A 12,695-nucleotide genomic window follows, 5' to 3' on the forward strand; every position below is an offset into this window, starting at 1 on the left:
TATTTGGTGTTTTAAGGTTGTGTATTTTAAAAAAGCAATTTCGGTAAAATTTATTAGTTCTCTAAATAATTTGCTTCTCATTATAGGTAGCAAATGTTATAAAATTGTTACAAATTATTTTTTACCCAGAAAGTGAAGTATATTTATTAAAACCTTTTTAATATGAAAACAATTAAACACCTTACGTTATGCTTAGGCTTAATTATACTTAGCTGCAAGCACGAAAAAAAATCAGAGACTGTACAAGCGGAAACCCCAACTGAAATCAATCTTAAAGGGGAATTGGAGGTCCATCCAATTTCGCATGCCACCTTAGTTTTAAGCCATGACGATTTAATAGTATATGTTGATCCAACCGGCGGATCCGCTGCCTTTATGCCCTATAAGGAGCCTGATTATGTGCTTATCACAGATATTCATGGAGACCACATGGATATTGAAACTCTGGAGGCTTTAAACCTAAAAGAGTCACTTATTATTGCCCCTAAAGCCGTCTTTGATAAATTGCCAGAGGCATTACAATCTAACACAATGGTGATGAATAATGGAGACATAAAAGAGTTTGAGGCATTCAAGATTGAAGCTATACCCATGTATAATCTAAGAAAGGAAGCCTTGAAATTTCATGAAAAAGGACGCGGTAATGGTTATGTTTTAACTATTGGAGATGAACGTATTTACATTTCTGGAGATACTGAAGACATACCAGAAATGCGTAATCTGACTGCTATTGACAAAGCTTTTGTATGTATGAATTTACCTTATACGATGACTGTGGATAGCGCCGCAAGTGCTGTTTTAGATTTCAAGCCTAAACAAGTATATCCTTACCATTATAGAGGCACCGAAGGCTTAAGCGATGTTGAAAGATTTAAGGCCCTAGTTAAAGAAGGCAATCCAGACATTAAAGTGGTACAACTGGACTGGTATCCCGCTAATTAAAGGCAGCTTCTAGAAGAAAAAGAATGCTATTGCTGCTCGAAAAAATTGGATTTTATTTGATTTTTTAAGTATATTAGTATGCCATTCAGGCTTAAACACAGAAGTTTAAAAGACTTTTACAAACACCCCGTTCTGTGCTTCACAGTCTAATAAACCAAATTTATGGAATCGCTCACGGTATTAAATACATCTACTATTATTATTATTTCTATACTCTTATTTTTTTTGTGCATTAGTATTCTTTTGTATGTGAAACAATACAAAATTGAAGCGGAGAGTAAACGTTTACTAAAAGAAAGTGAAAGACTATCGAAACTCGCTATAGAAAAAGAAAAGGAAGAAGAAAGCGGAGAAAAACAACCGTATGAGGATTTTACTTCAGGTCACATTTATTAACGTCTTATAAATAAACAAAAGAGTCAGCTTTCGCTGACTCTTTTGTTTTAATGAAATTTATTTTATTCTTATTACTCTTAACGAACTAGCTTTTTATACTTGATACGTTTCGGCATTAAATCACCGCCCAATCTCTGCTTCTTATTTTCTTCATATTCACTAAATCCGCCTTCAAAGAAATAGACTTCACTATTACCCTCAAAAGCCAATATATGGGTACAAATTCTATCTAAAAACCAACGGTCGTGACTAATGACTACAGCACAACCCGCAAAGTTTTCCAAACCTTCCTCTAAGGCGCGTAATGTATTAACATCTAGATCGTTAGTTGGCTCATCTAAAAGCAATACATTACCTTCTTCTTTTAGTGTCATTGCTAAATGTAAACGGTTGCGTTCACCACCAGAAAGCATTTTAACTTTCTTATTTTGCTCACTTCCACTAAAATTAAAACGGCTTAAATAGGCACGAGAATTCACCTGCTTTCCTCCCATCATTACTAATTCCTGCTCGTCACTAAAGTTTTGCCAAATGGATTTCTCTAAATCTATATTTGAATGTGCTTGATCAACGTAGGCTATTTTTGCTGTTTCACCAACTTTAAACGCTCCTTTGTCTGGCGTTTCTTCTCCCATTATCATCCTAAAAATAGTGGTTTTACCGGCGCCATTTGGTCCAATAACACCTACAATTCCTGCTTGAGGTAAATTAAAGTTTAAATCCTCATATAGCAACTTATCATCATAGGCTTTACTTACGCCTACAGCTTCAATCACGTTTGTACCCAAACGTGGTCCATTGGGAATATAGATTTCTAATTTTTCGTCAAGTTGTTTTTGATCTTGACTCATTAATTTATCGTAATTATTTAAACGCGCCTTTTGTTTGGTCTGGCGCCCTTTCGCTCCTTGTCTTACCCACTCCAACTCACGCTCTAAGGTTTTCTGTCTTTTAGAAGCGACCTTGCTTTCTTTCGCTAAACGCGTTGATTTTTGATCTAACCATGAAGAATAGTTACCTTTCCACGGGATGCCTTCTCCGCGATCTAATTCTAAAATCCAACCTGCAACATTATCTAAGAAGTACCGGTCGTGTGTTACAGCAATAACAGTTCCTTTGTATTGCGCTAAATGCTGTTCTAACCAATGCACAGACTCTGCATCTAAGTGGTTGGTTGGCTCATCTAATAAGAGCACATCGGGTTCCTGTAATAGTAAACGACACAATGCAACACGCCTGCGTTCACCACCTGATAACACCGCTATTTTTTTATCTCCATCAGGCGTTCTAAGCGCATCCATGGCGATTTCTAATTTTGTGTCTAGCTCCCAAGCATTTGAAGCGTCTATTTGATCCTGAAGTTCTGCTTGACGGTTCATTAGCTTTTCCATTTTATCTGAATCGCTATAGACTTCTTCTAAACCAAACTGGTCGTTAATTTTATTATACTCATCAAGTATAGCCACTGTTTCAGCAGCACCTTCACGAACGATTTCCATTACCGTTTTATCTTCGTCTAACTTTGGCTCTTGCTCTAAATAACCAACCGAATAGTCCTGAGAAAACACCACATCACCCTGATAGTTTTTATCTACACCAGCGATTATTTTTAGCAAAGTTGATTTTCCCGAGCCATTAAGACCTAAGATTCCAATTTTAGCGCCATAAAAGAAACTGAGGTAGATGTTCTTTAGAACTGGTGTATTTGCACTTTGGTATGACTTAGTCACACCAGACATAGAAAATATTATCTTTTTATCATCACTCATAACTATACTCTTCCTTTTAATGCATTAAAAACCCAGGCAACAGCAAAAAATCCAACGCCCACAGCTGCGAAGCCCCAACCTGCGACATCATCATACCTAAACGCTCCTAAGCCTATTAAACCTAATCCTACTAATATCATTATTGTGGTAGCCCAAGCTAACACGGTATTTTTATTCATTGCCATAATTATTTTCTTTAAAAAGGGAATTACAAATATCGGTTTTTAAAAAGAAAAAACACACTGTAATGTGTGCTTTTTCAATGCGTATTTAATAAAAATTACATAGGCACTTCTATCAAGAGTAAATCCGAATTTTCATTTGCTTTAATTGAAAACGTATCCGTTTCTGAAACACCTATTGCATCTCTAGACTCAAAGGTTTGATTATTTACCGAAGCATTCCCGCTAACATTCATAATATACACGCCATGGTGTTTTGATATGGTGTTGTATTGGATGGTGTTATCTTTAGTTAAATCAATTCTTGAAATTTTGGCATTTTGGTAAATTTTTAACCCTTCATCATCTGTCTGTATTGAAGATACCAATGTTTGAAATTTATTATTTCGGTCTTCAGGATTAAAACGTATTTGATCGTATCTAGGTTCAACATTATGTTTATCTGGCATAATCCAAATTTGAAACAAGCTAAGATAGTGCTCTTGCGAACCATTAATTTCTGAATGCTGTAATCCAGAACCTGCAGACATCACTTGCACTTCCCCCGGCTTAACAGATAACCATGCATTTGCCATAGAATCTCTGTGCTTTAATTCGCCACTTAAGGGAATAGTGATAATTTCCATGTTATCATGAGGATGGGTTCCAAAACCCATTTTAGGTGCTATAATATCGTCGTTTAATACGCGTAGTGCTCCAAACTGTAATTTTTCTGAATCATAATAATTAGCAAAACTAAAAGAGTGATTGGCTTGTAACCAACCGTGATTAGCATAGCCTCTTGATGCAGCTTTATGTATTATTGTTTTCATCTTATTTTATCTAATAAATTACTTAATTGTTTAGCTTCTTCCTGTGTTAATTGCTCTAAGATATCTGAATTGAACACCACATCGATTTCTTTTAAAAGTTCGAGGCCTTTTTTAGTGATGTTGATGTGTACGACACGTCGGTCTTCTTTACATGCTTTACGTTCAATTAGCGCTTTAGATATGAGCTTATCCATTAAGCGTGTCACGTTTGGTGCGCGCTCCACCATCCTCTCCTTTACCGTTTGTACTTTTAATGGTTTTCCTGAGCCGCGTAGAATACGTAAAATATTATGCTGTTGTGGTGACACATCAAAAGGTTTAAAAAAAAGCACCTGCTTGTTAGATAACCAATTTGCGGTATACATTATGTTAACAAAGGCTTTGAATCTATTGTCCTTGAATTTTGCATTAACATCTTTAGAAATATCAGCCATTATAGTGCCTTTTTAAAACTTGTAATTGCTTCGTTGAGTTCTTTATTTAAAGCAGTGTCTTTTATGCCTTCTGCCGAAAAATTCTCATGGAATGATGGCAAAGAAAAAGTAGCAATAATTTCTGAATCATGTCTTGGAAAACGGTCTTTCGCTATACTCAAACATGAGTTAGCTCCATTTTGACCCGGAGATGTTGCTAATAATAACATTGGTTTCTTATTCCAGAATTTTACTTCTTTTCTAGATAACCAATCAAACAGATTTTTAAATGCAGTAGAATAAGCGCCATTATGTTCTGCTAATGATAATACGATACCATCAGAATCATTAATATACTTGAGGAATTTGTTAACAGCTTCTGGAATTCCTTTTTCTTTTTCTAAATCAATACTATATAAAGGCAAGTTAAAATCATTTAAGTCTAACACCTGAATCGCTACGCCTTCTATTGAATTAGCGGCATAGGTTGCTAGTTGCTTATTAATGGATGTTTTACTGTTGCTACCTGCAAAGGCTATAATTTTCTTCATAAATTTAATTTTCAGTAAAGATAATACTAATATATTCCTAGGAAAATATTACAACAGGATTTAATACAAATTTAACTTTATTATTGTTGACAAATCTTTGTATTTTAGCACCAAAATTACATTACATGGATATTAACTTCAATAAAAACGAAGACTATAATAAATTACTGGTTTCAGATTTAAAAACCAGGTTTGCACAAGTAAAATTAGGAGGCGGTCAAAAACGCATCGATAAACATCATGAAAAAGGAAAATTAACGGCCCGAGAACGTATTAATCACCTTTTAGATGAAAAGTCTAAGAGTATTGAAATAGGTGCTTTTGTTGGTGATGGCATGTATGAAGAACATGGTGGCTGCCCCTCTGGTGGCGTTGTTGTTAAAATTGGATACGTTAGCGGAAAACAATGTATCGTGGTTGCAAATGATGCTACAGTTAAGGCAGGTGCCTGGTTTCCTATTACTGCAAAAAAGAATTTACGTGCCCAGGAAATTGCCATAGAAAATAAATTACCTATTATCTATTTAGTGGATAGTGCCGGCGTTTATTTACCGCTACAAGACGAAATATTTCCAGACAAAGAACATTTTGGTCGCATCTTTAGAAACAACGCAATAATGAGCAGTATGGGAATTACCCAAATAGCAGCAGTAATGGGAAGTTGTGTTGCTGGTGGTGCTTACCTGCCAATCATGAGCGATGAAGCACTTATTGTTGATAAAACAGGCAGTATTTTCTTAGCTGGAAGTTACTTAGTTAAAGCGGCCATCGGAGAAAGTATTGACAATGAAACGCTTGGTGGCGCGACGACACACTGTGAAATCTCTGGTGTTACAGATTATAAAGCAAAAGATGACCAAGACGCTTTAGACACGATACGCCGTTTGGTTGACAAGATTGGTGATCATGATAAAGCGGGCTACAATAGAGCTGAACCTAAAAAACCAAAGGATAACCCAGAAGAGATGTATGGTATTTTACCAAAATCTCGTGCAGATCAATATGATATGCTTGAAATAATTTCCCGTTTGGTGGATGATGGTGAGTATGATGAGTATAAAAAAGGGTACGGACAAACCATCATTACAGCCTATGCGAGAATTGATGGTTGGGCCGTTGGAATAGTAGCTAATCAAAGAAAGTTAGTTAAAACCAAAAAAGGCGAAATGCAATTTGGTGGTGTTATTTATAACGACAGCGCGGATAAAGCCACGCGATTTATAGCCAATTGCAATCAGAAGAAAATTCCATTAGTCTTTTTACAAGATGTTACTGGTTTTATGGTTGGAAGCAAAAGTGAACATGGTGGCATAATTAAAGATGGTGCTAAAATGGTAAACGCAGTGAGTAATAGTGTGGTTCCTAAATTTACTGTTGTTATTGGTAATAGTTATGGTGCTGGAAATTACGCCATGTGTGGAAAAGCATATGATCCGAGATTAATTGTCGCTTGGCCTAGTGCCGAATTGGCTGTAATGAGTGGTAATAGTGCTGCAAAAGTATTGTTACAAATTGAAAAAGCCTCATTACTAAAAAAAGGTGAAAAAATCACCCCAGAAAAAGAAGAAGAACTATTTAATAAAATAAAAAATAGATACGACAATCAAGTCTCTCCATATTATGCGGCTTCTCGTTTATGGACAGATGCTATTATCGATCCATTAGAAACTAGAACCTGGATAAGTATGGGTATTGAAGCTGCTAACCACGCTCCTATTGAGAAGCCTTTTAATATGGGGGTTTTACAGGTTTAGTTATGAGATACATACTTTTTATTAGCTTCTTTTTTTTCTCACTCATTTTAATAGCACAAAGCAGCTATAATGATGTGGTTAGTTCTAGAAAAGAATTTAAATATGAAAAACCTTTAGATTTAAATATTTCAGATATAGTTATTTTGGATAATGATACACTTTATGATAATTCCTATAGAACTTTTGATTTGGATTTTCTAAAAAAAAAATCTTACGAATACCCCAGAATGCTAAGGTATTATGAAAGAATTGTATTTTGTTATACTACGTCTAATCCACCTATTAAATATCAATTATACCAATGGAATTCACCTATTGTCATATTTTTAGATCCTAAATTACCAAAAGATGTAATCAATAAGTTTAAGGTTTTCTTTAGTAGTGAGCGTTTAAAATCTATTATAAATTTAAACATCAGCTTTTCAAAAAAGTTAAAGAATGCCAATTATTATATAAAAACAATAGATGAAGATATAAATGGCTATGATGAAAATTATGAATTTGAATCTGTAGAAGAGCGTGAAAATAGTATTTTAACCGGAATCACTTATAATTTAGTAACAGATGGTAACAATAAGTTTCATGGTTGCCTACTTCAAATAAATCCTGAAAAAATGAATACTAAAACCGACTTATTAAAAAAACTTAAACAAGTATTTTTTAAGAGTCTAGGTAATTTTATTGCAGATAATTATAAAGACAAAAATAGTTTACTTCATAAAAAATATGACAATTCAGACAAAATTTCTCAATTTGATTTAGATATACTTAAAATTCACTATTCCGTCATTTACGATCAGAAAATATACGGAAGCACTTTTAAGAAACTTATAAATTTAACGAATTAATTTTATGTTTAAGTACTTATATTTTATTATATGCCTTCTAATTAGCTTTAACCTTATTGGACAAAATTTTAAAACTGATACGATAAAAAGAATGTATATGCCAATTAAGGCTTATAAACTAAAATACAAAAAACCCTTAACTGCTAAAGATTCTACTTCATTTTTTTACAGGGATAATGATACTCTGGTTCTAATAGAAAATTTCATACGCCCAAAAGGCGTGAGCATACCTTACGAATATAAAGATTCAACCTTCTTATACTTTTACAAAAAAGTAGCCTTCAATCACAAAACTGACAGTATTGACAGAAAAACTTCAATGAAATATTGGAAAGACGATATTCGTATTTTCTTTTCAAAAAGTGTATCAAGAAAAACAAAAAAAAAGCTACTTTCTTTTGCTAAAACAATAACAAAACCAATAGACTCTTTAGATATAAATGTTGTTAAAAAAGTAGAAAATTCAAATTTTATTATTTACTATTTTGGTGATTTTGAATATGAACCCAGAATGGTTGACAATAAAAATTCTGATTATTATATGTATTGGAATAACAAAAATCAGATTTACAGGAATACTATTAAATTAGATTCTAAAATATATTTTAATGAAGCGATGAGAATAAACAAATTAAAAGAATTTGTTTTACAAAGCCTAGGTCATTTTAAATTAAGAAATGACTTTAGCTGTAATAGTTATTTTGCAAATTGTCATTCTGCTAACAAACAGTTAACTCCATTAGATCTTGAATTACTAAAATACCATTATTCCTATGGTATTTGTAAAGGTACAGATCTTGAAACTTTTGAAAATCAACATGAAAAAGCGAAAGAACAATTAAAAAAGAATAATAGTCGTATAAATTTTTTCCATACTAATGATTAAGATTATTAGTATGGTATTTTACAGGTGTAATGACTAAGACAAAAACCTCATCACCAGTTTATATTATCATCTTACTGATTTTAGCTGGTGAGGCTGTTTTTATACTTCCTTTTGTTTTACAACGCATTTTTAGATCTACATTTTTAGAATCATTTACTTTAAGTCAAACAGAATTAGGAAGCTGTTTCTCGGTTTATGGTACTGTTGCGCTTTTTTCGTATCTGTTTGGAGGCCCTCTTGCCGACCGCTTTAAACCACACCTATTAATGTCTGTCGCATTAGCACTAACTGCTCTAGGCGGGTTTTATTTAGCCAGCTATCCAACACTTTTTAATCTTCACTTACTTTATGGTTTTTGGGGGTTTACAACCATTTTTTTGTTTTGGGCTGCGATGATAAAAGCAACCAGAATTTGGGGAGGCACCAATAAACAAGGCATTGCTTTCGGTTTCTTAGATGGAGGTCGCGGACTCGTAGCTGCCATTTTTGGATCTATTGGTGTTTTGATTTTTTCCTTGTTCATAACTAAAGATATCGAACTTACCTCTATTGCAGAGCGTCGGGAAGCATTTAAACAGGTTATTATATACCTCTCTTTTGCGGTTGTTGTGATTGCACTTTTCGTATTTTTCTTTTTAAGATTTCATGAGGTTGAACAGGGCAGTACTAAAAGAGTTAAAGTATTTACATTAGAAAACTTCAAAATAGTCATAAAGTTTAGAACGGTTTGGCTACTGATGCTAATTATTTTATGTGCCTATTATGCCTATAAAATGACAGATCTTTTTAGTCAGTATGCTGAGGATGTGATGCTATACAATAAGATTGAATCTGCTAAAATAGGCACTTATCTGTTATATATGCGACCGGTTATTGGTGTCACAATTGGATTACTCGCAGACCGTACAAAGGCTTCACTATGGATTATCATTGGTTTTTTATTAATGACCATCACAGCTCTTATTTTTGCCTCAGGAATTATTGATGATAGCCAGACCTTATTTTTTGTTTTATCCATTGGGTCGATGGCTCTAGGGGTTTATTCAGCAAGAGTGTTATACTTTGCCACTCTAGAAGAAGGAAAAATCCCTATAGCGATAACAGGCACTGCCGTTGGCTTTATTTCTGTAGTGGGATATACACCCGATATTTTTGCGGGTCTTGTATATGGTTACTTTTTAGATACTTACACTGGCGAAACAGGACATCAGATAGCTTTTGGGATTATGGCTGGCTTTTGCTTCGTAGGTTTACTAGCGTCAGTTGCTTTTTACAAGCAAACTAAACAAGGTTGAATAAATTAGATATTAGTTTCTCTTCTCATTAGAACACCTATCATATTGTAAAAAATTAAATTTAAGGATTTCACAAATTAAAAACTCTCAATTTATTTTTGTACCTTAATCACTGATAATCAACACATTTAAAATTATGGGAACAATTAAATCACTTAATAAGTGGGCAAATGCGCATACTCATTTTTCAATAGATATAGTACGCATTGCTTTAGGTCTCTTTTTATTTATAAAGGGATTACACTTTATGCAAAATATTAGCACCTTAAATGCGCTTTTTGAACCGATACAAAATATTCCTGGCGGCATGCTCTTATTGCACTACATTATTCCAGCACATTTTATTGGAGGTATTCTCTTAGTTTTTGGACTGTTAACCCGATGGGTAATCATCGCTCAACTCCCTATTTTAATTGGTGCGGTCATTATTAACTTTACTGGAGAAATGAATAGCAGCAATTTAATACTAGCCATTGCAGTCCTCGTCGTTTGCCTGTGGTTTTTAGTTTATGGTTCTGGCAAGCACTCGGCCGACTATTATCTTAAAATGCAGCAATAGAATACTATGAGCAACAAGGAACATCTCTGCTCCTTGTTATCATTATTTAGTTACTTATAGAAGAAATAAGTCTAATAAATTCTGCCCTGTAACCAAATTTATCAGCGCCTCTTCCACTTTCTGCTAATAGTTTTACGTCTTCAATGGTGGTGTTATTATGGTAGCTCGATTGCCTTAGTTGCATTCCAAATAATGCTACAGCAGAGGCAAATTTCAAATCTTCAGAAATGTCTTGCATGATATCTTTTTGAACATGCACCATTTCTATACTTTGCTTTCCCTCTGGCTTTTTGTATCTGAATTTAACAGTTAGTAATTCATCTGCATAACCTCTAGTTAAAGCGCTTTTTAAATATTTTAAATCGGGGTTATCCTTTAGATAGGCACTCTCAACTCCAACAGGAATTACTTCATATAGCGCTGTTACTTTGTGGCCACTGCCTAGTTCGCCAGCATCTTTAGTATCATCGATAAAGTCTTCATCATCTAAAAGTCTATTTTCATAACCAATGAGTCTATAGGCTTGAACTTTTCTTGGGTTAAACTCTACTTGAATTTTTACATCTTTTGCAATTGTATAAAGTGTTCCGCCAAATTCTTTGCCAAAAACTTTTTGTGCCTCTTGCATGGTATCAATATAGGCGTGATTCCCATTCCCTTGATCTGCCAAAATCTCTAATTTCGAATCTTGGTAATTACCATAACCAAAACCTAAAACAGATAAAAACACGCCAGATTTACGTTTTTCTTCTATGAGTTTCTTCATACTCTTATCGCTAGAGGCACCTACATTAAAATCGCCATCTGTAGCAAGGATTACGCGATTGTTTCCTTTAGATTTATAATTTTCTTCCGCTAAGTTATAAGCTAGTTTAATACCTGCCCCACCGGCCGTGGATCCTCCAGATTGTAAATTGTCTAAGGCATTTAAAATTTTTTCTTTTTCAGCTCCAGATGTAGGTTCTAAAACCACACCCGCTGCACCGGCATAAACAACTATAGACACTTTATCTTGTTCTCTAAGTTGGTTCACTAATAATTTAAAAGCTGCTTTTAATAATGGTAATTTATTTTGAGCACTCATTGAACCCGAAACATCGATTAAAAAGGTGAGATTAGAAGCTGGAAGCGCTTTGTTTTCAAACGTTTTTCCTTGTAAACCAATCTTAACAATTTTTGTTTGTGCATTCCATGGGGTTACTGCCAATTCTGTATGAATAGAAAATGGATGCGCGTCTTTTGGTTGTGGATAGTTATAATCGAAATAATTAACCATCTCTTCAATTTTTACGGCGTCTGGAGATATGCTTTGCCCATTATTAATCATGCGTCTAATATTACTGTAAGAGGCTCTATCTACATCGATAGAAAAAGTTGAAAGTGGAGAATTTTTAGTCCTTTCAAAATCATTTTCTATGATTTCTACGTATACCTCTTGACTAGTCTCCATACTATTTATATTGTGAGCTTTGTGTTTATTAATTGCGGCTTCAACTTCCTTGGGTAATTTATAATTACCTGTTTTTGTTTGTATCACAATAACACCCTGATGAGCTTGAGAACCATATAACGCACTTCCACTAGCACCCTTCAACACATTAATAGTTTGTATCTCATTAGGTTTTATTTTGTTTAATACTTTTGTAGTCGAAATTTTTCCGTCAACTATAATTAAAGCTTGGTTTGTGCCAGATAAAGCGCGGTTTCCTCTTAATACGATTCTAGTACCTGCATTTACACCATTGTGACTATTAGAAATTGTTAAACCAGACACTTTGCCTGATAAAGAATTTACAACAGACGGGTAATTTGCTTTTTTTAATTCTTTTGTTTTAACCCTGCTCACCTTTTGGTGTTTACGAGAATTAGGACTACCTCTACGCCTCTTTAAAGCCGAATTGTCACTTACTTTTACAGTTTGATATGCAGTGGTCACTTCATCTTTTTTTCTCTTAGTTCCTAGTGCTGTAATGACCACTTCATCGATGGCTTCCTTATCTAATTTCATAGAAAAACTAAGCGTAGATAAGTTGGTGATTATTTTTTTTTCTTTAATGTAGCCCACATAACTAAACACAACTGTATCACCTTTATACACCATGATCTCATATTCACCATCAAAATTGGTCTGCGCTCCTTTAGTTGATCCTTCAATGACAACATTCACACCTGGTAACGGTAATCCTGATTCATCAGAAATAATTCCTGATAGTGTCATTTGTTGCGCCTGTATTTGTAGTGTTGCAAATAGTGCAATAATTATTTTTAATACGTTTTTCATAATGATT

General features: G+C 34.1%; 13 protein-coding genes. 7 read left to right on the forward strand and 6 right to left on the reverse strand.

Features of this window, described 5'->3' with window-relative positions:
- The first annotated feature begins 162 nt into the window (after nucleotides 1–162).
- A complete protein-coding gene (locus GQ46_RS02705; protein WP_044398149.1) occupies nucleotides 163–942 on the forward strand; it encodes an MBL fold metallo-hydrolase in 780 nt (259 codons plus the stop codon).
- 162 nt (nucleotides 943–1,104) lie between these two features.
- Nucleotides 1,105–1,338 carry a hypothetical protein gene (locus GQ46_RS17525; RefSeq protein WP_156133078.1) on the forward strand — a complete coding sequence of 78 codons (234 nt, stop codon included), beginning with the start codon at nucleotides 1,105–1,107 and terminating at the stop codon, nucleotides 1,336–1,338.
- Nucleotides 1,339–1,415: 77 nt separating this feature from the next.
- Here the strand turns inward: GQ46_RS17525 and ettA are convergent, their stop codons facing one another.
- The 5 genes from ettA to GQ46_RS02730 all read right to left on the reverse strand — a co-directional run bounded on the left by ettA (nucleotide 1,416) and on the right by GQ46_RS02730 (nucleotide 5,065).
- A complete protein-coding gene (gene ettA / locus GQ46_RS02710; protein ID WP_044398151.1) occupies nucleotides 1,416–3,107 on the reverse strand; it encodes an energy-dependent translational throttle protein EttA in 1,692 nt (563 codons plus the stop codon).
- 2 nt (nucleotides 3,108–3,109) lie between these two features.
- The gene (locus tag GQ46_RS02715) at nucleotides 3,110–3,292 is read right to left on the reverse strand and encodes a CAL67264 family membrane protein (protein ID WP_044398153.1); all 183 of its coding nucleotides are present in this window, start codon (nucleotides 3,290–3,292) and stop codon (nucleotides 3,110–3,112) included.
- Nucleotides 3,293–3,387: 95 nt separating this feature from the next.
- On the reverse strand, nucleotides 3,388–4,101 hold the full coding sequence (locus GQ46_RS02720; RefSeq protein ID WP_044398155.1) for a pirin family protein: 714 nt from the start codon (nucleotides 4,099–4,101) through the stop codon (nucleotides 3,388–3,390).
- Nucleotides 4,098–4,535, reverse strand: a complete 438-nt coding sequence (locus GQ46_RS02725) for a MarR family winged helix-turn-helix transcriptional regulator (RefSeq protein ID WP_044398157.1) — start codon at nucleotides 4,533–4,535, stop codon at nucleotides 4,098–4,100. Before GQ46_RS02725 ends, GQ46_RS02720 begins: the two co-directional genes overlap by 4 nt.
- Complete coding sequence (locus tag GQ46_RS02730; RefSeq protein WP_044398159.1) at nucleotides 4,535–5,065, reverse strand: NADPH-dependent FMN reductase; 531 nt, start codon at nucleotides 5,063–5,065, stop codon at nucleotides 4,535–4,537. Before GQ46_RS02730 ends, GQ46_RS02725 begins: the two co-directional genes overlap by 1 nt.
- 125 nt (nucleotides 5,066–5,190) lie before the next feature.
- Between GQ46_RS02730 and GQ46_RS02735 the strand changes: the two genes are divergently transcribed.
- From GQ46_RS02735 to GQ46_RS02755, 5 genes are all read left to right on the forward strand, one after another.
- Complete coding sequence (locus GQ46_RS02735; protein WP_044398162.1) at nucleotides 5,191–6,819, forward strand: acyl-CoA carboxylase subunit beta; 1,629 nt, start codon at nucleotides 5,191–5,193, stop codon at nucleotides 6,817–6,819.
- A gap of 2 nt (nucleotides 6,820–6,821) precedes the next feature.
- A complete protein-coding gene (locus GQ46_RS02740) occupies nucleotides 6,822–7,667 on the forward strand; it encodes a hypothetical protein (protein ID WP_044398164.1) in 846 nt (281 codons plus the stop codon).
- Nucleotides 7,668–7,764: 97 nt separating this feature from the next.
- A complete protein-coding gene (locus GQ46_RS02745; protein WP_156133079.1) occupies nucleotides 7,765–8,553 on the forward strand; it encodes a hypothetical protein in 789 nt (262 codons plus the stop codon).
- 29 nt (nucleotides 8,554–8,582) lie between these two features.
- On the forward strand, nucleotides 8,583–9,848 hold the full coding sequence (locus tag GQ46_RS02750) for a nitrate/nitrite transporter (protein ID WP_044398168.1): 1,266 nt from the start codon (nucleotides 8,583–8,585) through the stop codon (nucleotides 9,846–9,848).
- Nucleotides 9,849–9,984: 136 nt separating this feature from the next.
- Complete coding sequence (locus tag GQ46_RS02755) at nucleotides 9,985–10,407, forward strand: DoxX family protein (RefSeq protein WP_044398170.1); 423 nt, start codon at nucleotides 9,985–9,987, stop codon at nucleotides 10,405–10,407.
- 46 nt (nucleotides 10,408–10,453) lie between these two features.
- Here GQ46_RS02755 and GQ46_RS02760 read toward each other — a convergent pair whose 3' ends face one another.
- Nucleotides 10,454–12,688, reverse strand: a complete 2,235-nt coding sequence (locus GQ46_RS02760; protein WP_044398172.1) for a VWA domain-containing protein — start codon at nucleotides 12,686–12,688, stop codon at nucleotides 10,454–10,456.
- Nucleotides 12,689–12,695: the final 7 nt, after the last annotated feature.

The organism is Lacinutrix sp. Hel_I_90, from assembly GCF_000934685.1.
In the GTDB taxonomy this organism is placed as follows: Bacteria; Bacteroidota; Bacteroidia; order Flavobacteriales; family Flavobacteriaceae; genus Lacinutrix.